General features: G+C 72.4%; 17 protein-coding genes and 2 pseudogenes. 15 read left to right on the top strand and 4 right to left on the bottom strand.

All coding sequences use genetic code 11. The features are described 5' to 3' along the window. Window positions 1–19: 19 nt before the first annotated feature. Together FEF34_RS27050 and FEF34_RS27045 are read left to right on the top strand one after the other, a co-directional pair. Window positions 20–1,120 (top strand): alpha/beta hydrolase, encoded by a 1,101-nt coding sequence (locus FEF34_RS27050; protein ID WP_138055477.1) that lies wholly within the window; start codon window positions 20–22, stop codon window positions 1,118–1,120. After that, window positions 1,117–2,319 carry an acyltransferase family protein gene (locus tag FEF34_RS27045; RefSeq protein WP_138055476.1) on the top strand — a complete coding sequence of 401 codons (1,203 nt, stop codon included), beginning with the start codon at window positions 1,117–1,119 and terminating at the stop codon, window positions 2,317–2,319. Before FEF34_RS27050 ends, FEF34_RS27045 begins: the two co-directional genes overlap by 4 nt. 58 nt (window positions 2,320–2,377) lie before the next feature. Here the strand turns inward: FEF34_RS27045 and FEF34_RS27040 are convergent, their stop codons facing one another. Beyond that, window positions 2,378–2,896: a MerR family transcriptional regulator gene (locus FEF34_RS27040; RefSeq protein WP_138055475.1), complete on the bottom strand. Its 519-nt coding sequence runs from the start codon at window positions 2,894–2,896 to the stop codon at window positions 2,378–2,380. A 270-nt stretch (window positions 2,897–3,166) separates the two neighbouring features. On the opposite strand from FEF34_RS27040, the gene FEF34_RS27030 reads away from it, so the two are divergent. Then, window positions 3,167–3,982, top strand: a complete 816-nt coding sequence (locus FEF34_RS27030) for a serine hydrolase domain-containing protein (RefSeq protein ID WP_138055474.1) — start codon at window positions 3,167–3,169, stop codon at window positions 3,980–3,982. 262 nt (window positions 3,983–4,244) lie between these two features. On the opposite strand, the gene FEF34_RS27025 is transcribed toward FEF34_RS27030, so the two are convergent. After that, the gene (locus FEF34_RS27025) at window positions 4,245–4,898 is read right to left on the bottom strand and encodes a pirin family protein (protein ID WP_138055473.1); all 654 of its coding nucleotides are present in this window, start codon (window positions 4,896–4,898) and stop codon (window positions 4,245–4,247) included. A gap of 252 nt (window positions 4,899–5,150) precedes the next feature. On the opposite strand from FEF34_RS27025, the gene FEF34_RS27015 reads away from it, so the two are divergent. The 5 genes from FEF34_RS27015 to FEF34_RS26995 all read left to right on the top strand — a co-directional run bounded on the left by FEF34_RS27015 (window position 5,151) and on the right by FEF34_RS26995 (window position 10,065). Continuing rightward, window positions 5,151–6,347 carry a PucR family transcriptional regulator gene (locus FEF34_RS27015; protein WP_138055471.1) on the top strand — a complete coding sequence of 399 codons (1,197 nt, stop codon included), beginning with the start codon at window positions 5,151–5,153 and terminating at the stop codon, window positions 6,345–6,347. 89 nt (window positions 6,348–6,436) lie between these two features. Beyond that, window positions 6,437–7,375 (top strand): ACP S-malonyltransferase, encoded by a 939-nt coding sequence (locus tag FEF34_RS27010; RefSeq protein ID WP_138055470.1) that lies wholly within the window; start codon window positions 6,437–6,439, stop codon window positions 7,373–7,375. A gap of 17 nt (window positions 7,376–7,392) precedes the next feature. After that, entirely contained in the window at window positions 7,393–8,394 is a 1,002-nt protein-coding gene (locus tag FEF34_RS27005; RefSeq protein WP_138055469.1) for a ketoacyl-ACP synthase III, read from the top strand. Between the two features lie 80 nt (window positions 8,395–8,474). Beyond that, window positions 8,475–8,723: an acyl carrier protein gene (locus FEF34_RS27000; RefSeq protein ID WP_138055468.1), complete on the top strand. Its 249-nt coding sequence runs from the start codon at window positions 8,475–8,477 to the stop codon at window positions 8,721–8,723. Between the two features lie 79 nt (window positions 8,724–8,802). Next, window positions 8,803–10,065 carry a beta-ketoacyl-[acyl-carrier-protein] synthase family protein gene (locus FEF34_RS26995; RefSeq protein ID WP_138055467.1) on the top strand — a complete coding sequence of 421 codons (1,263 nt, stop codon included), beginning with the start codon at window positions 8,803–8,805 and terminating at the stop codon, window positions 10,063–10,065. A gap of 408 nt (window positions 10,066–10,473) precedes the next feature. Here FEF34_RS26995 and FEF34_RS43225 read toward each other — a convergent pair. Continuing rightward, window positions 10,474–10,710, bottom strand: a pseudogene (locus FEF34_RS43225) (transposase); the annotation flags it as partial. A gap of 149 nt (window positions 10,711–10,859) precedes the next feature. On the opposite strand from FEF34_RS43225, the gene FEF34_RS26985 reads away from it, so the two are divergent. The 4 genes and pseudogenes from FEF34_RS26985 to FEF34_RS26970 all read left to right on the top strand — a co-directional run bounded on the left by FEF34_RS26985 (window position 10,860) and on the right by FEF34_RS26970 (window position 13,446). Then, window positions 10,860–11,456, top strand: a complete 597-nt coding sequence (locus FEF34_RS26985) for a helix-turn-helix domain-containing protein (RefSeq protein WP_138055465.1) — start codon at window positions 10,860–10,862, stop codon at window positions 11,454–11,456. Next, a pseudogene (locus FEF34_RS43755) lies at window positions 11,453–11,938 on the top strand (MFS transporter); the annotation flags it as partial. The gene FEF34_RS26985 and the pseudogene FEF34_RS43755, both read left to right, overlap by 4 nt. A 35-nt stretch (window positions 11,939–11,973) precedes the next feature. Continuing rightward, window positions 11,974–12,891, top strand: coding sequence for an MFS transporter (locus FEF34_RS43750; RefSeq protein ID WP_138055463.1), 918 nt, complete (start codon window positions 11,974–11,976; stop codon window positions 12,889–12,891). Between the two features lie 36 nt (window positions 12,892–12,927). Continuing rightward, entirely contained in the window at window positions 12,928–13,446 is a 519-nt protein-coding gene (locus tag FEF34_RS26970; protein WP_138055462.1) for a GNAT family N-acetyltransferase, read from the top strand. A 197-nt stretch (window positions 13,447–13,643) separates the two neighbouring features. Here the strand turns inward: FEF34_RS26970 and FEF34_RS26965 are convergent, their stop codons facing one another. Further along, window positions 13,644–14,138, bottom strand: coding sequence for a DUF3145 domain-containing protein (locus FEF34_RS26965; RefSeq protein WP_138055461.1), 495 nt, complete (start codon window positions 14,136–14,138; stop codon window positions 13,644–13,646). A gap of 254 nt (window positions 14,139–14,392) precedes the next feature. Here FEF34_RS26965 and FEF34_RS26960 point away from each other — a divergent pair, with 254 nt between their 5' ends. The 3 genes from FEF34_RS26960 to FEF34_RS26950 all read left to right on the top strand — a co-directional run bounded on the left by FEF34_RS26960 (window position 14,393) and on the right by FEF34_RS26950 (window position 17,772). Then, window positions 14,393–15,316, top strand: a complete 924-nt coding sequence (locus FEF34_RS26960) for an SGNH/GDSL hydrolase family protein (protein WP_138055460.1) — start codon at window positions 14,393–14,395, stop codon at window positions 15,314–15,316. 407 nt (window positions 15,317–15,723) lie between these two features. Continuing rightward, window positions 15,724–16,953, top strand: a complete 1,230-nt coding sequence (locus FEF34_RS26955) for a C15 family peptidase (RefSeq protein WP_138057744.1) — start codon at window positions 15,724–15,726, stop codon at window positions 16,951–16,953. A 24-nt stretch (window positions 16,954–16,977) separates the two neighbouring features. Further along, window positions 16,978–17,772 (top strand): carbon-nitrogen hydrolase family protein, encoded by a 795-nt coding sequence (locus tag FEF34_RS26950; RefSeq protein WP_138055459.1) that lies wholly within the window; start codon window positions 16,978–16,980, stop codon window positions 17,770–17,772. The last annotated feature ends 150 nt before the right edge of the window (window positions 17,773–17,922 follow it).

Genomic DNA, 17,922 nt, shown 5'->3' with positions numbered 1-17,922 from the left:
GGACGAGGAAGAGGGGAACATGCGACGGTTCAGGAGGACTCTGGTCGCAGCGGCGGTCGCGGCTGCCGTCGTCGCCGGAACGGCGGGATGGGCGTCGGGCACCACTCAGACGGCGGTCACGGGGCCGCCGCCGGGTACGGAGGATTGGCGGGCGGACCGCTCACTGGGCCGTGCCCTGCCCGACCCCGGCAGCGCGACGCCGGGTGAAGTCGCGCGGTTCTTCGCGGGACTGACGGAAGCTCAGCGGCAAGGACTGGTCGCACGGCACCCGTCGGTGGTCGGCAATCTGGACGGTGCGCCGGTCCCCCTGCGGTTCCGGGCCAACGCCCGTGCGCTGGGGGCCGGTACGGACGGCCGGCAGATCCTCGCGTACGACCCGCGCGGCCGCGGCCAGCTCGCCGAGGTCTTCGGGGACCTCGCCGGCACCCGCCGTGTCGCCGTCGTCGTCCCGGGCTCGGACATCGACGCCGGGACCTTCGACCGTACGCGCGAGATGGCCCGGTCGCTGTACGAGGCGGCGAACGACCGCGCCGGGGGCGCCGCCGTGAACGTCCCCCCGCGCGGCGGCACGGGGAGCGGCGGCACGGGGAGCGGCGGCACGGACGACCGCGCCGGGAACGACCGCGCGGGGAGCGTCGCCGTGATCGCCTGGGCCGGTTACACCACTCCCGTCGGGGTGGGCCTCGACGCCGCCACCGGAGACCTGGCCGAGGCCGGGGCCGAGCGGCTGGCGGGGTTCACCCGCGGCATCGCCGCGGCCGGCGCGGTCCGCCCCGCCCTGTTCTGCCACAGCTACGGATCCGTCGTCTGCGGCCTCGCCGCGGAACGGGCCGGCGCCACGGACGTCGTCGTGCTCGGCTCGCCCGGGATGCGCGCGGACAGCGTCGCCGACCTGCACACCGGCGCGCGTGTCTGGGCCGCCAAGGCCCCGTCCGACTGGATCTCCAAGGTGCCGAACGTCGAGTTCGCCGGCCTCGGCCACGGAACCGACCCCACCGCACCGGAGTTCGGCGCCCGACGGGTGCCGGCCGACGACACCCCCGGCCACGCCGGCTACTTCGCGCCCGGCACCTCGTCGCTGCGCGCGTTCGCCTCGATCGCCCGGGGAGAAGCCCGATGAAGGCGCTCGCCCCTCTCGTCGCGAGGATCGAGGCGTCGACTCCCCACCACCGCGACCGCGCGATCGACGGACTGCGCGCCCTCGCCCTGCTGGCGGTGCCGACCGGGCACTGGATGCTCGGGGGCTTCACCCTCGACGCGGACGGCGCGCTCCACAACGCGAGCCCGCTGTCGGCCTTCGGCGCGTTCGCGCCCGTCAGCTGGGTGCTGCAGATGCTGGGGATCTTCTTCCTGGTGGGCGGCTACGCGTCGGCCCTCTCCTACCGCCGCCGTCCGGGCGGTACCGCCGCGTGGCTGAAGGGCCGAGTGGCTCGGCTCGGACGCCCCGTGCTGGGCGTGGCCGCCGTGTGGGCGGCGCTGATCGCGGTGCTGACAGCGGCGGGCGTGCCGGAGGACACCCTGCGGACCGGGGCGACGCTCGTCGTGCAGCCGCTGTGGTTCGTGGGCGTGTACGTCGTCGTCACCGCCCTCACGCCGCTCTGCGCACGGGCCGCCCGGCGCCTCGGCGGCTGGGCCGCCGCACCTCTGCTGCTGTCCGTCGCCACCGTCGACCTGCTGCGGTACGGGCCGTACGCCGACGCCATGCCGTCCTGGCTGAGCGTGCTGAACGTCCTCCCCGGCTGGCTCTTCGCCTACCAACTCGGCGTCTCCTGGGGGGAGGGGCGCATCGGCCGGCGCGGTGCGGCGCTGCTGGCGGCGGGAGGGGCGGTCCTGTTCGCCGTGCTGCTCGCCGTCTTCCACTACCCGGCGTCGATGGTCGGCGTCCCCGGTGAGGCCCGCACCAACTCCCATCCGCCGTCCCTGCTCGTCCTCGCCCTCGCCTCGGCGCAGAGCGGTGCGGCGATCCTCCTCCGCGAACGCCTCGGCCGGCTGCTGGCGCGGCCCGCGCTGTGGGCGCCGATCGTGGTCGTCAACCTCTCGGCGATGACGATCCTCTGCTGGCACCAGAGCGCGATGCTGGCCGCCGCGGTACCGATGTCGTACGCGGGGGCGGTCCCCGGGCTGACGACGGCGCCCGACACGCTGGGCTGGGTGGCCGCGCGCACGGCCTTGCTGCCGGTTTTCGCCGTGCTGCTGGGCGTGATCGGCCGGTACGCACGGGTCTTCGAGCCTCCGTGGCGCGATGTGGGCGCGGCCAGCCGCGCAACGGTCGGGGTCCTCGCGCTTGGCTTCACGGCGTTCGCCCTGGGCCTGACGTAGGCGGTCGAGCCGGGGCCCGGCACAGTCGCCCGGGCCGGACCCGGCCCGGGCGGGCGCGCTACTCGCGGGAGTCCGACGTCCAGGACATGTGCGGGTACCTGTCCCCCACCACCCGCTGCGCGATCGGCTCCAGCAGCGCCAGTTCGTCCTGTGTGAGCGTTCTCCGCGTGGCCGCGGCGTTCTCCTCCGTGTCCTGGAGTTCGGCGATCCGGGCGCGGACGTCGCGCCGCGTCGACTCCAGCAGCTCCTGCCGCTGCTCGTAGGTGTGCTCTCCCTCGCGCGCCAGCTCGGCGTAGCGGACCATGTCCGCGACCGGCATCCAGGTCCGCCGGAGCTTGCCGACGAAGGTCAGCCAGTCGAGGTCGCGGTTCCTGAAGCGCCGCTGTCCGGTGTGCGAGCGGTCGATGTGCGGCATCAGGCCGATCCGCTCGTACCAGCGCAGCGTGTGCGCGCTCAGGCCGGTCCAGTCGGCGACCTCGCTGATGGTGTGGTGGTCCTGCCCGTCGGGACGAGGGTGGGCGGGGGGCTCCGATGCGCAGATGCCGGTCGTCGCGGATGTGGTCTCCAGCACCGTCATGACCTCCACGCCAGAAGGTTCGAGTGCACTCGAAGCAAGCGAAATCCCGGCGGTTCGGCGCCCGGCGGCGGCCGGTGCCGTGACCGGGCGGGTCCCCCGGGAGGGCCGAGGCGCCGCCGCCGGTGCACCGCGAGGCGGAGGACCGCCCTCGGCTGGTTCCGGGAGCGCGGAGTCCGCAGGGTCGACCTGAGGGCGAGCCCCTGTACGCCTCCCTCGGCTTCGCACGGACCCCGGATTCCGCCATGCGGCTCACCCTCTAGGCTCGTAGCCATGCAGAGCCTGGAACTGATCGAGAACTGGCCCGTCCCCACCGCGGCCGCCGCCGTCGTGCGCGCGGACGGCAGCGTCGCCGGTGCCCACGGCCCCACCGGACACCGCTTCCCGCTGGCCTCGGTCACCAAGCCGCTCGCGGCGTACGCCGCACTCGTCGCGTACGAGGAGGGCGCGGTGGAGCTGGACGAGCCGGCCGGACCCGACGGCTCCACCGTGCGGCACCTGCTCGCGCACACCAGCGGCCTCGCGTTCGACGAGCACCGCGTCACCGCACCTCCCGGGACCCGCCGGCTGTACTCCAACGCCGGTTTCGAGGTGCTCGGCGACCACATCGCGAAGGCCACGGACATCCCGTTCGCCGAGTATCTGCGCCAGGCGGTGCTGGAGCCGCTGGGCATGGCGTCGACGACGCTCGACGGCTCGCCCGCGAAGGACGGCGTCTCGACGGTCGACGACCTCGTGCGTTTCGCGGCCGAGGTGCAGGCCCCGCGGCTGCTCGACCCCAGGACCGTCCTGGAAGCGATGTCGGTGGTGCATCCCGGCCTGGCGGGCGTCCTGCCCGGCTACGGCCACCAGAAGCCGAACGACTGGGGGCTCGGCTTCGAGATCCGCGACGGCAAGTCCCCGCACTGGACCGGCGCGTCGTCCTCGCCCCGCACCTTCGGCCACTTCGGCCAGTCCGGCACGTTCCTGTGGATCGACCCGGACGCCGGCGCCGCGTGCGTGGCGCTGACCGACCGCGCCTTCGGGCCCTGGGCGGTCGAGTCATGGCCGCCCTTCACCGACGCGGTGCTCGCCGATCTCGGCCGGTAGGCGTATCGCCGACGGGCCCGGAGCGAATCCGGAACGAACCCGGAACGGGCCCGGAGCCAATCCGGAACAGGTCCGGAACAGGTCCGGAACGGGTGCGGCCTGACGTCCCGCGGCATCGTTCGTCCCGGATCCCTCCGCACGGGAACCGCCTCCGCGCCGAGGAGCCGGAAAGCCGAGGACGGGACGGCTGTCCGGCACGGGGCGTCGCCTCCACCGCGGGCCGGGCGCCGGGTGCCGCGCCCGGGTCAGCCGGCCGGCCCGGTCAGCCGGACAGCTCCCACAGCAGCACCTCCGCGGGCGCGGCCGCGGTGAGTTCGAGGCCGTCGGCGTCGGTGATCCTCGCGGCGTCCCCCGGGCCGAGGGCCTCGCCGTCGATCCGCACGACCCCTCGGACGACGTGGACGTACACGAAGGGGGCGTCCGGGACGGCGGTCCGCTCGCCGCCGGAGAGACGGCGCACGTGCAGCATCGCCCCGGCCTCCGGGAGTGCGTAGGGCGTCGAGTCGGCGATGCCGCGGACGATCTCGTACGACGGCTCGCCGCCCGGCTCCTTCGGGGCGAGCCACATCTGCACGAACGTGAGCGGTACGTCGGCGTCGTTGCGTTCGACGTGCCGGACCCCGCCGGCGGAGCCGAGCCGTTGGACGTCGCCGTGCCGTACGACGGTGGCGTGGCCCGCGGAGTCCCGGTGGGTCAGCTCGCCGTCCACCACCCACGTCACGATCTCCGTGTGGCTGTGCGGGTGCTCGTCGAACCCGGCGCCGGGGGCGAGACGCTCCTCGTTGCAGGCGATGACCGCGCCGAAGCGGAGGTTGTCCGGGTCGTAGAAGCGGCCGAACGAGAAGGAGTGCAGGGACTCGATGCCGGCGGACGCGTCCCCGCCGCGGTAGCGCTCACCGGCGCGCCGTATGGACATCACGCCTCCACCGTAGACGCAGAGACCGGCCGGGGTGGCCCCGGGCACCGGCAGCCGCGCTCGGGTTCCGCCCCACCGGCGGCCCGCGCCACCACCGGTGCGTCCGCCCGGCGGCGGCCCCGCACCGGGGCCCGTGCCCGGCCCCGCCCGCCCCGCCGAACCGGGTTCCCGCGTACTGCCCGGCGGGGCACCGGGCCCGGTGCCGGACCCCGCGTCTCCGCCGCGGCGTCCGGATAAGGCACTCTTGTCCCCGTGCCCCATCCCGAACCGGCTCTGCCCCCGAACGCCGCCCATCCGCACTCCGCGACCCTGAAACGCCTGGAGCAGTCGTCCGGACGCCTCGCGGCGAACGCGATCGCCCGCATGGACGAGACGCTGCCGTGGTACCGGGCGATGCCCCCGGAGAACCGGTCGTGGATCGGCCTGGTCGCCCAGGCCGGTATCGCCGCGTTCACCGAGTGGTTCCGGCGCCCCGAAACCCCGCAGGCGATCTCGACGGACGTCTTCGGCACGGCCCCGCGCGAGCTGACCCGGGCGATCACCCTGCGCCAGACCGTGGAGATGGTGCGGACGACCATCGAGGTGATGGAGTCCGCGATCGAGGAGGTCGCCGCCCCGGGTGACGAGGCCGTGCTGCGCGAGGCTCTGCTGGTCTACGCGCGGGAGATCGCCTTCGCGACCGCCCAGGTGTACGCGCAGGCCGCCGAGGCCCGCGGCGCCTGGGACGCCCGGCTGGAGTCGCTGGTGGTGAACGCCGTGCTCTCGGGTGAGGCGGACGAGGGCGCCGTCAGCCGCGCCGCGGCGCTCGGCTGGAACGCCCCGGAACACGTGTGCGTCGTGCTCGGCACCGCGCCCGACGGGGACAGCGAACTGACGGTGGAGGCGATCCGGCGCGCCGCCCGGCACGCCAAGCTCCAGGTGCTGACCGGGGTGCTCGGCGACCGGCTGGTCGTGATCGCGGGCGGCAGCGACAACCCGCTGCACGTCGCGAAGGCGCTGATCGGTCCGTACGCGGCCGGCCCGGTGGTCGCGGGCCCCGTCGTCCCCGACCTGCTGGCGGCGACGAGATCGGCCCAGGCCGCGGCGGCCGGACTGAAGGCGTGCTCCGCGTGGCAGGACGCGCCGCGCCCCGTACTGGCGGATGATCTCCTTCCGGAACGCGCGATCGCGGGTGATCCGGCCGCGCGAGAACAACTGGTGGAGGAGATCTACAGACCGCTCGAGGAGGCCGGCTCGGCCCTCCTGGAGACCCTGAGTGTGTATCTGGAGCAGGCAAGCAGTCTGGAGGGCGCGGCGCGGATGCTGTTCGTGCACCCCAACACCGTCCGCTACCGGCTCCGACGTGTGACTGACGTCACCGGCTGGTCACCCTCCGATGTCCGCTCCGCGTTCACTCTGCGGATCGCGCTCATCCTCGGCCGTCTGGTAGACGGAGATCAGCAACTCTAGGATTTTGTCGGACACCAACAATTCCCCTGACGGTTCTTGGTCCCTGTCCCCACGGGCGGCCGGGACCATCAACAAGAGAGAGTGTGAGGGTGCTCGTACTCGTCGCTCCCGGCCAAGGCGCTCAGACGCCCGGCTTTCTGACTCCCTGGCTCGAACTCCCCGGCGCCTCCGACCGCATCGCGGCCTGGTCCGACGCCATCGGGCTCGACCTCGCCCACTACGGCACGAAGGCCGACGCGGACGAGATCCGCGACACGGCCGTGGCGCAGCCGCTGCTCGTCGCGGCCGGTCTGCTGTCGGCCTCCGCGCTCGGTGACGTCGCGCCGGGCGCAGTCGCAGGTCACAGCGTCGGCGAGATCACGGCCGCCGCCTTCGCGGGCGTCCTCGACGACACCGCCGCGCTCCGCCTCGTACGGACCCGCGGTCTGGCGATGGCCGAGGCCGCCGCCGTCACGGAGACCGGGATGTCGGCCCTGCTCGGAGGCGACCCCGAAGTGAGCGTCGCACACCTGGAGAAGCTGGGGCTGACCGCCGCGAACGTCAACGGCGCCGGGCAGATCGTCGCCGCCGGCACCAGGGAGCAGCTCGCCGCACTGGAGGCGGACAAGCCCGAGGGCGTCCGGAAGGTCGTCGCGCTCAAGGTCGCCGGGGCGTTCCACACGCACCACATGGCCCCCGCGGTCGCGAAGCTGGAGGAGGCCGCGAAGGCCCTGGCACCGGCCGACCCGAAGGTGCCGTACGTGTCCAACAAGGACGGTCGCACCGTCGCCGGCGGCGACGAGGTCGTGGCCCGGCTGGTCGGCCAGGTCGCCAACCCGGTCCGCTGGGACCTGTGCATGGAGACCTTCAAGGAGCTCGGCGTGACCGCCCTCGTCGAGGTGTGCCCGGGCGGTACTCTCACCGGTCTCGCCAAGCGCACGCTGCCGGGCGTCACGACGCTCGCGCTGAAGACCCCCGACGACCTCGACGCGGCCCGCACGCTGCTCGCCGAGACCGGTTCACCCGCCGCGGACGCGGCGGGCGCCTGACAAGGAGCCGAGACAGCATGTCGAAGATCAAGCCCAGCAAGGGCGCCCCGTACGCACGCATCATGGGTGTCGGCGGCTACCGTCCGACCCGGGTCGTGCCCAACGAGGTGATCCTCGAGACGATCGACTCCTCCGACGAGTGGATCCGCTCCCGCTCGGGCATCTCCACCCGTCACTGGGCGAACGACGAGGAGACCGTGACGGCGATGTCGGTCGAGGCGGCCGGCAAGGCCATCGCGGACGCCGGGCTCGCCCCGGAGCAGATCGGCGGCGTGATCGTCTCGACCGTTTCGCACTTCAAGCAGACCCCGGCCGTCGCCACCGAGATCGCGGACAAGATCGGCGCGGTCAGGCCCGCCGCGTTCGACATCTCCGCGGGCTGCGCGGGCTTCGGCTACGGCCTGACCCTCGCCAAGGGCATGGTCGTCGAGGGCTCCGCGGAGTACGTGCTGGTCATCGGCGTCGAGCGGCTCAGCGACCTGACCGACCTGGAGGACCGCGCCACGGCGTTCCTCTTCGGTGACGGGGCGGGCGCCGTCGTCGTCGGTCCCTCGAAGGAGCCCCGGATCGGCCCCACCGTGTGGGGTTCCGAGGGCGACAAGTCGGAGACCATCAAGCAGACCGTGCCGTGGACGGACTACCGCGACGGCGCCGTCGAGCGGTTCCCCGCCATCACCCAGGAGGGCCAGGCGGTGTTCCGCTGGGCCGTGTTCGAGATGGCGAAGGTCGCCCAGCAGGCGCTGGACGCGGCCGGGATCACCGCGGACGACCTGGACGTCTTCATCCCGCACCAGGCCAACATGCGGATCATCGACTCGATGGTGAAGACTCTGAAACTGCCGGAGCACGTCACGGTCGCCCGTGACGTGGAGACCACCGGCAACACCTCGGCCGCCTCGATTCCGCTCGCTATGGAGCGGCTTCTGGCGACCGGGCAGGCGAAGAGCGGCGACACCGCGCTCGTCATCGGCTTCGGGGCGGGTCTCGTCTACGCCGCGACGGTCGTTACCCTCCCCTAGGCAAGCGTCCGGATCTTCCGGATTTCCGGTCCTCCGGGCAAGCCAGTTCAACCCTCTGCCACACACCGAAGGAGCGCCACATGGCCGCCACTCAGGAAGAGATCGTCGAAGGTCTCGCCGAGATCGTCAACGAGATCGCCGGTATCCCGACGGAGGACGTCCAGCTGGACAAGTCCTTCACCGACGACCTGGACGTCGACTCGCTGTCCATGGTCGAGGTCGTCGTCGCCGCCGAGGAGCGCTTCGACGTCAAGATCCCGGACGAGGACGTCAAGAACCTCAAGACCGTCGGCGACGCAGCCGAGTACATCCTGAAGCACCAGGCCTGATCCAGGCCGATCAGGTACGCCACCCAGCGGTGGCGCCGCTGATTCACGAACCCTCATAGACCGTGGAGAAAGAATTCCTGTGAGCTCGACCAATCGCACCGTGGTCGTCACCGGTATCGGCGCAACCACACCGCTGGGTGGCGACTCCGCATCGACCTGGGAAGGTCTGATCGCGGGACGTTCCGGCGTCAGGCCCCTCGAAGGCGAGCGCTTCGAGGAACTGCCCGTCCGTATCGCCGCCCCGGCGGCGGTCGACCCGGGCGAGGTCCTGCCCCGGCCGCAGGCGCGCAAGCTGGACCGCTCGGCCCAGTTCGCGCTGATCGCCGCCCGTGAGGCGTGGGCCGACGCGGGCTTCACCGCGCCGGCCGGCGAGGACGGGACCGTCCTCCCCGAGCGCCTCGGCGCGGTCATCGCCTCCGGTATCGGCGGTGTCACCACTCTGCTCGACCAGTACGACGTGCTGAAGGAGAAGGGCGTACGCCGGGTCTCCCCGCACACCGTGCCGATGCTGATGCCCAACGGCCCCTCCGCCAACGTCGGTCTGGAGGTGAACGCCCAGGCCGGCGTGCACACTCCGGTCTCCGCCTGCGCGTCGGGCGCCGAGGCTATCGGCTACGCCATCGAGATGATCCGCAGCGGCCGCGCCGACGTCGTGGTCGCGGGCGGCACCGAGGCCGCGATCCACCCGCTGCCGATCGCGGCGTTCGCCAACATGATGGCGATGTCCAAGAACAACGACGAGCCCGGTCGGGCCTCGCGGCCGTACGACAAGGCCCGTGACGGCTTCGTGCTGGGCGAGGGCGCGGGTGTCGTCGTCCTGGAGTCCGCGGAGCACGCGGCCGCGCGCGGCGCGCGCGTCTACTGCGAGGCGCTGGGCCAGGGCCTGTCCGCGGACAGCCACCACATCGCGCAGCCCGAGCCGACCGGCCGCGGCGTCGCCGCCGCGGTGCAGAACCTGCTGGACAACACGGGCCTGAAGCCGTCCGAGGTGGTCCACCTCAACGCCCACGCCACGTCCACGCCCCAGGGCGACATCGCCGAGATCAAGGCGCTGCGCAAGGTGCTGGGCGACGACCTCGACCATGTCGCGATCTCCGCGACGAAGTCGATGACGGGCCATCTGCTGGGTGGCGCCGGCGGTGTCGAGACCGTCGCGACGGTCCTGGCTCTGCACCACCGGCAGGCCCCGCCGACCGTGAACGTCGACGACATGGACGACGAGATCGAGGCGGACATCGTCCGCGGTGAGCCGCGTGCGCTGCCCGAGGGCACGATCGCCGCGATCAACAACTCGTTCGGCTTCGGCGGCCACAACGTGGTGCTGGCCTTCCGCACCGTCTGACGCACGCCCGTCGCACGACGACGAGCACCGGGCCCCGTTTCCCTTCGTGGATGCTGTTGGTCAATTCGGGGCCGTCTGCTTCGCCCCGCTGGTCGTCAGATCGGCGGGGCGAAGTGCTGCGAAGTGGCTGGTTCGGGTGCGGGCTCGTGGGGTGCCGGTGAGGTGGGCGTCGATGCGGGCGAGGTTGATCGCTGCTCCGGTGAGCTGGTGCGGTCGCGTCCCGCGTCGTGGTGTAGGGGATCAAGCGTTGCGCGTTCGGTTACGAGGCCGCTGATGATCTCCGCAGAGGCGGCAGCCCACGAGGCGCCCTGCTGAGACGAGTTGAAGCCCTGGACCGACGGAGCCGTCGTCCTTGGCCTGCGGATTCCGGCACCTTGATCGGCTACACCACCCGGCGGGACGCCACCGCTGGTGCTGGAGGCTGGTTTCGGCAAGCCCGCGGTAGCGGGATCTGCGCAGGCCGCAGCGGTTCACGGCCTGGGAGATGGCGCCTTCGACACCGGCGCGGAGCTTGTAGCGTTCCTTCCACTCGTCGGTGTCCTGCTCGGCCCGGCGCTGGTGCAGGACCTCATGGATGTCCCGGTCCTGGAGGGTCAGCTTGCGGCGTGGTCCGCGGGTGCAGGAGTCCTTGACCTGGCAGGGCCGCAGTCGGTCTTCGAGAACTGCACCCGGCTGGGAGGCGGGGCCCGCTCGGGCGGATGCCGGACGGCGGCCGAACCATCCGGCCGTCGGGGCCGCCGCGAAGCGGTCTCCGGCAGCTGAACTCCTCTCACATGCGGGATATTCTCTCAATTATGAAAATCCCGGAGGGGCGATCGTCCCAGAATCCCAGTCCCGAGGACGTGGAGACCCGCTTGGCGGCCCGGCTTGCAGGGCTGCGGGCAGAGCGTGGCTGGTCGCTGGATGACTTGGCAGGGCGCGCGGGCGTGAGCCGTTCGACGCTCTCGCGGCTGGAGCGGGCGGAGATCAGTCCGACGGCGGCGTTGCTGGGCAGGTTGTGCACGGCGTTCGGGCGGACGATGTCGCAGTTGCTGGCCGAGGTGGAGTCCGAGCCCCCACAGTTGGTGCACTCCGGCCGGCAGTTGGTGTGGCGGGATGAGGCTTCGGGCTTCACGCGGAGGTCGGTGTCACCGCCTCATCCGGGGCTGCGCGGTGAGATCGTCGAGGGGGTGCTGCGGCCGGGCTCGGATGTCTCCTACGAGGAGCCGCCATTGCGGGGGCTGGAGCAGCACATCTGGGTGCTGGAGGGCGCGTTGGAGGTTACCGCTGGTGGTGTCGAGTACGAGGTCGGGGCGGGAGACTGCCTGCGTTTTCGGCTGTGGGACCGATCGCGGTTCCGCTGCCTGGGACCTGATCCGGTCCGCTACGCGCTGATGATCGTCCTGCCGTGATCACAGGGCGGGCGCAGGGCACGGCCGGTCAGCGTGATCGGGCAGTCCTGGTGGCTTGTGCGACGGCGGGCTTCACGACCCTGCTGGATAACTCCGCGCTCAACGTCGCCCTGCCGTCCCTGAGACTGTCGCTGGCGGCTGACGTGCACCAGATGCAGTGGATCGCTGCGGGCTACTCACTGATGTTCGCACTGGCGCTGGTGCCTGGCGGTCGGCTGGGCGATGCCCACGGCCGCAAGCCGTACTTCGTCGCCGGCATGGCCGTGTTCGTCGTCGGTGGCATCCTGGCTGCCGTCAGCTCTGACGCCTGGCTGCTCGTCGCCTGTCGCCTCGTGCAGGGGGCCGGGGCGGGCCTGATCAACGGCCAGATGATCGGCATCATCCAGGACAGCTTCACGGGCACCGCCCGGGCTCGTGCGCTGGGCGTGTACGCGGCGGCGGCGAGCACTGCCGCCGCGCTGGGGCCGGCTCTCGGCGGAGCACTGATCGCGGCCGCCGCCCGGATCCGGGATGGCGCCTGGTCCTCGTCCTGGGCGCGCCCTTCGGCGCCGCCACTGCGGCGCTGGCAGCACGTTGTCTTCCTTCTGGCACAGCACGCAACGCACGGGCCGAGGTCGATGTCCGAGGGGCACTGCTGTTCGCTGCCACCACGCTCGCCGTTCTCCTGCCCCTGGTCACATCACTGCGCGGAGCCGGCCTGGCCTACTGCGCCGCCACTACGGGCGTGCTGGCCGTGCTGACCGTGCTCCACCATCGCCGCACCATCCGCATCGGCGGTGTGCCGCTCATCGCTCCCGCTTTGCTGCATCGCGCCCTGTACCTGGTGGGGGCCGCTGTCGCGGCGACGCAGTTCGGAGCGCAGATGGCGGCGTCCCTCGCCTTGACGATGTTTGTGCAGGACGGCCTGGGCTTGTCCGCGATGTCTGCTGCAGCGGTGCTGCTGCCCATGTCGCTGGCCATGGTCGTCACCTCAGGTCTGGCCGGCCGAGCGGCGGACCGATTCGGCCCCCGCCTCGTCACCGCGGGCATCACCCTATCCGTGTGTTGCCTCCTGGGCGCCGGTGCCGCCGCCCAGCACGCCTCTCCACGCGTCCTGCCCTTCCTTCTCGGCGGCGCCCAACTCGCACTCGGTGCCGCAGTCGGTCTACTCACCGCCCCGCTCCAAGCAGAGGTCCTGCGCCATGCGCCGCCCCGAACAGCCGGAGTGGCAGGAGGAATCCTCCAGATGGGCCAGCGGCTGGCCGCCGCCGTGTCCGTAGCAGCCATATCCGGCCTGGACCTGAACGACCGCCCGAGAGCCCTGGCCGAACTCCGCCTGGCCTACGGGCACGCCGTCGTGGCCTGTGCGTGCATCACCAGCCTCGGTCTGACACTCCGCCTGGCCACCCACCACCTCAGACCCCAAACGAACCAGCGCCACTTCCCACACCCCTGACCATCGCCGCCCCCGGCGCACCAAAGGAACCCGCCCGTGCACACCATCACCCGTCTGTTCCCCGATGACTTCCGGACCAGCGTCAAGGACCTGGCTGCCGTACTCGCCGACGCCGTCACCGACGGCGCCTCCCTCGGCTTCCTCAGCCCTTTCGACCAGGACACGGCAGCCGCCTGGTGGCACACCCAGCAGCCGGCGGTAGACGAAGGCAGCCTCATCGTCTGGGTCGTCCGGAGCCCTTGCGGCATCGCAGGCACCGTCGGCCTGGCCTTGAACCGCAAGCCCAACGGCCGGCATCGTGCCGAGATCGTCAAGCTCATGGTCCACCGCGATTCCCGTGGACAGGGTCTTGCCCGTGCCCTCCTCGCACAGGCCGAGCAGGCCGCAGCCCAAGCCGGTGCCAGCCTCCTGCTACTGGACACCCAAACCGGCAGTGCTGCGGACCGCCTCTACCAGAACACCGGCTGGACCCGATACGGCATCGTCCCCGACTACGCAGCCGACCCGGCAGGCTCCCTCCAAGACGGCAGCTTCTACTACAAGCAGCTCACCTGAGCCCATGGGCCACCGAGACCCGCGGGCGGTCGCCGCAGCTGAAAGCTCCTCTCACATACGGTCCTTTGCGCGAGCAAGATCAATCACGGGCCGCCGGACCCCCGCCACACCCGGGTTCGCTCGCCGTACGCCAACTACTCACACCCGGATCCGGTGGTCGGACCGGCCGGTGGCGGCGGGTCGGACGGGTCGGCGGGTCAGACCACCTGGTGGAGCCAGCGGACCGGGGCACCCTCGCCCGCGTACCGGAACGGCTCGAGCTCGTCGTCCCAGGGCTTGCCGAGCAGCCTGGAGATCTCCGCCTCGAGCTCCGTCTCGCCCTGGGCGGAGCGCGCGAGGGCCGCACGGAGGCGGTCCTCGGGGATGAGGATGTCACCGTGGAGGCCGGTGACGGCGTGGAAGATTCCGAGGTCGGGAGTGGCGCTGTAGCGCTCGCCCTCCGCGGTGGCGCTGGGCTCCGAGGTCACCTCGAAGCGGAGCAGCTGCCAGCCGCGTAGCGCTGACGCCAGCTTGGAAGCCGTGCCGCTCTCGCCCTGCCAGGAGAACTCGGCTCTCCAGGTGCCGGGAGACGCGGGCTGGCGGATCCAGTCGAGCTGGACCCGTACGCCGAGCACGCCCGCGACCGCCCATTCGACGTGCGGGCACAGGGCGCGTGGTGCGGAGTGGACATAGAGAACGCCGCGTGTCGTCACCGGGACCTCCAGTGTGGGACGAGGATCACCTTCCCAGCGGCCTCAGTAAACAACATCAAGTACGAATCCACGCAAAGGCCAAAAAGCGGACAGCATATGACGTGATGTAATTTACTGGAGCCGGCGAGCCAAGTGCCTCTGGTTCGACGTGGGCAAAGCTACCGTGCGGCGGGGGCCCAGGTGTGTCGTACCGCCCCTCCCGGGCCCCGTACGCACCAAGCATTCACCCGCCAGGACGCCTCGGGGGAGGGCAGATGCGTGAAATCCGGCGGAGCCGGCGGCCGCGTCGATGGCGTACCGTCGTCGCCTGTGCCGTCGCGGCGACCGTGGTGATCACGGCCGGGCCGGTCGGGTGTGACGCACCTCCCGGAACGCAGCGCGAGCCGGTGGAGCGCCCGAAGCCCTCCCCGACGCGGGTCTGGGACCGCGCCCCCGGCTCGCTGGCCGCGGTCGGCGACTCCATCACCCGCGGCTTCGACGCCTGCTCGCTGTTCGCCGACTGTCCCGAGGTGTCCTGGGCGACCGGCACCGACTCCACCGTGCGCAGCCTCGCGCAGCGCCTGCTGGGGACGACGGCCGCGACACGGCGCGCCTGGAACCACGCGCGGTCCGGGGCGCGGATGGCCGATCTGCCCGCGCAGATGACGGAGGCGGCCGTCCGCAGGCCGGAGTTGGTGACGGTGATGGTGGGGGCCAACGACGCGTGCCGTGACACGCCGGCGCAGATGACGCCGGTCGCGGAGTTCACCGAGTCGTTCACGGCCGCGATGCGCTCGCTGCGGCGCACCGCGCCCAAGGCGCACGTGTACGTGTCGAGCGTGCCGGACCTGAAGCGGCTGTGGTCGACCGGGCGCGGCAACGCGCTCGGCAGGCAGATCTGGAAGCTGGGCATCTGCGCCTCGATGCTCGGGAACGCGGACGACCTGGGCCGGGCCGCCCAGGAGCGCCGGGCCCTCGTGCACGCTCGTGTCGTCGCCTACAACCGGGCGCTGCGGGAGGTGTGCGCGAAGGACCTGCGCTGCCGGTACGACGGCGACGCGGTCTTCGACTACCGGTTCACCGGCGAGCAGCTGAGCCCCTGGGACTGGTTCCACCCGAGCCGGAACGGCCAGAGCCGGCTGGCGGAGATCGCGTACCGGAACATCACCGCTCCGCGGCCCCCGGCCGAGTCGAACTGATCACGAGCGCCCCCGCTGCGGCGCAGACCCCGGGGCGGCTGTCAGGGACCGCCCCGGGGTGATAGTGGCCCCGGGGAGTCGCGGTTCGCGGTGCGCCCCTGCGGGCGGCAGGTGCACCGGACCGCGTGGGAACCGGGGAGGAACCTCCAGGATGCTGATTCCCCGTCACGATTCGTGCAGGCGCGCCGAACCGATCGGGATCCACGTGATGTGTGTCGCGTTTGGATGCTCCGTGGGCGTCCTGCCCCGGCCGGACCGCCGACCCTGCGGGCCGCACCGGCCTCCCCCCTGGCCACGCCACCAACTCCTTTCCCATACTGGCGACTTCGGACAGAACGGTTTCGGCGGAGGGATGCGGTGTGCGGCGGACACTCGGGTTGCTGGCCGTGACGGCGGCGGTGGGCACGATGGCCGGTACGGCGCCGGCGAGCGCGGACGGACCGGCGGCGCGGGCGGAGACGGTCTCGGTCGCGGCGACGGTGGAGGAGCAGCGGCTGGACCGGGCCGCGCCCCAGGAGATCCTTCGGCGCAGCGGATTCGACTCCGTGGCGGGCGGGTTCGCCAGGGCGCTGCGGTCGGCGGACTCGTACGCCGAGGCCCGCCGGGTCGTCGACCGGCGGGGGTCGGCGCTGTGGCGGCGGGCCGTCGACCGGGCGCAGGTCAGGGGCCCCGCACACGGGGACCTCAGCCGCGACGACGACCGTCCGCTGTACTGGGCACGGCTCGGGATGATCCGTGAACTGCGCGTCTGGGAGCCGGGCTTCGCCCTGTCCTCCGAGGCGCGCGACCGGCTGCTCGGCGAACTGGAACGGAGCTCCCGGGGCCAGGACTCCATGGACTTCCCGGGCGCGGGGAAGGCCGTCGGCGGCAAGGGCTTCAAGCGCGTCGTGCTCACCGGCTTCGACCCGTTCACGCTGGACCGCGACATCAGGATCAGCAACCCGAGCGGGGCGGCGGCGCTCGCCCTCGACGGCACCTGGCTGCATACCGCCGACGGCGGTCTGGCCCGGATCGAGACCGCGGTCTTCCCGGTGCGCTGGACGGACTTCGCGGCCGGCACCGTCGAGCGGACCCTGCGCCAACGGCTGCCCGAGGCGGATCTGTTCACGACCGTGAGCCAGGGGCGGGCCGGGCGCTTCGACATCGAGCGGACCAACGGTGCCTGGCGAGGCGGCTTCCCGGACAACGAGAACGTCTCACGCACCGGGACCGTACCGGTGGCCGGGTCCGTCGCGCAGCCGCAGTGGACCTCGACGACCCTGCCGTACGCGGCCGTCGTCGCCGCGGAGACCGGCCGTTTCCCGGTGTACGACAACACGTCCGTCACCGAGATACCCACGGGCAGCACCGACCCGGTGGTCCGCCCCGACGGACCCACCTCCGGTTCCACGGCTCGCGCGGGAGGCGGCGGGAACTACCTGTCCAACGAGATCGCCTACCGGGCCACGCTGCTGCGCGACCGTCTGGGCCTGCACGACACGCTGCCCGGCGGTCATGTGCACACGCCGGTGCTCGAGTTCGGGGCCGGCAACACGGACCCTGCGACGGGCGCCGTGACCGACCCCGGGTTCGTACGGAACCGGCTGGACATCATCGCCCAGGTCCGGGCCATCGTGGCGGTGGCGGCGCGGCGCTGAGCCGCATCGGCGATGATGGGGCACATGATCGTCGCAGCGGCCCAGTTCGTCCCGGTACCGGGTGACGTCCCGGCCAACGTCCGCACCATGGCCGGGCTGGTCCGTGCGGCCGCCGCACGCGGGGCACGGCTGGTCGTCTTCGGGGAGCTGGCGGTCACCGGGTACGAACTGGGCCTGCTCGCCGCCGGTCCCCGGCTGTGGACCGCGCCCGGCGACGCGCGGCTGGCGCCGGTCCGGAGGGCCTGCCGTGCCACCGCCACCGCCGCGGTGGTCAACTGCGCGGCGCCCGCGGACGGCGGCCGGCCGGCCGTCGCCTCACTCGTGTTCGGCCCGGAAGGCGAGCTGCTCGCCCGTTACGACAAGCGGCATCTGCACGGCGCCGAGAACGACCTGTTCGCGGCCGGACCGGCGGACGGCCGGTTCACCCTGGACGGGATCCGCTTCGCCCTGGCCGTCTGCTATGACAACCGCTTCCCCGAGGTCGCCGGGCGGGCGAGGGCGGACGGCTGCCGCGTGTACCTGGCCAGTTCGGCGCTCGACGAGGGCAACGACTCCTTCGCGACGGTGTACCCGGCACGGGCGCGCGACAACGGGCTGCACGTGGTGCTCGGCAATCTGGTGGGACCGAGCACGGAGGCCGGTGTGTGCGCCGGTGGCAGTGCGGTCTGGGGCCCGGACGGGGTACGGCTCGCCACTGCGGGAGGCGATGCTCCGGGGCTGGCCGTCGCCGATGTGGGAACGCCCTCGGCGCTGGCACGTCCGGCGGGGGCCGGCGGCCCGTCGCCCAGCGATCCGGCACGTCGGGCGCGGACTCGATGACACGGCTCCCTCGGTACGGCCGCGTCCGGCGCGCGCTCGGGATCCGCGGGCCGGCTCCCGGACCGGCCGGCGGCCGGCCGACTCGAGCTGGTGCCGCATCAGACGCTGGAAGCGTCCTGGAGATCTTGAAACTGTGCCCGGTCTGCCCTG

This window comes from Streptomyces marianii, assembly GCF_005795905.1.
GTDB lineage: Bacteria > Actinomycetota > Actinomycetes > Streptomycetales > Streptomycetaceae > Streptomyces > Streptomyces marianii.
The sequence above is the reverse complement of the archived record's forward strand: the minus strand, read 5'-3'. Positions and strand labels throughout refer to the sequence as shown.

Bases quoted from the DNA above. Each gene is read 5' to 3' on its own strand.
- FEF34_RS26985 (WP_138055465.1), top strand. From the start codon at position 10,860: ATGAAAATCCCGGAGGGGCGATCGTCCCAGAATCCCAGTCCCGAGGAC.
- FEF34_RS27040 (WP_138055475.1), bottom strand. From the start codon at position 2,896: ATGACGGTGCTGGAGACCACATCCGCGACGACCGGCATCTGCGCATCG.
- FEF34_RS27030 (WP_138055474.1), top strand. From the start codon at position 3,167: ATGCAGAGCCTGGAACTGATCGAGAACTGGCCCGTCCCCACCGCGGCC.
- FEF34_RS27045 (WP_138055476.1), top strand. From the start codon at position 1,117: ATGAAGGCGCTCGCCCCTCTCGTCGCGAGGATCGAGGCGTCGACTCCC.
- FEF34_RS27050 (WP_138055477.1), top strand. From the start codon at position 20: ATGCGACGGTTCAGGAGGACTCTGGTCGCAGCGGCGGTCGCGGCTGCC.
- FEF34_RS27000 (WP_138055468.1), top strand. From the start codon at position 8,475: ATGGCCGCCACTCAGGAAGAGATCGTCGAAGGTCTCGCCGAGATCGTC.
- FEF34_RS27025 (WP_138055473.1), bottom strand. From the start codon at position 4,898: ATGTCCATACGGCGCGCCGGTGAGCGCTACCGCGGCGGGGACGCGTCC.
- FEF34_RS26960 (WP_138055460.1), top strand. From the start codon at position 14,393: ATGCGTGAAATCCGGCGGAGCCGGCGGCCGCGTCGATGGCGTACCGTC.
- FEF34_RS26955 (WP_138057744.1), top strand. From the start codon at position 15,724: ATGGCCGGTACGGCGCCGGCGAGCGCGGACGGACCGGCGGCGCGGGCG.
- FEF34_RS26950 (WP_138055459.1), top strand. From the start codon at position 16,978: ATGATCGTCGCAGCGGCCCAGTTCGTCCCGGTACCGGGTGACGTCCCG.
- FEF34_RS27005 (WP_138055469.1), top strand. From the start codon at position 7,393: ATGTCGAAGATCAAGCCCAGCAAGGGCGCCCCGTACGCACGCATCATG.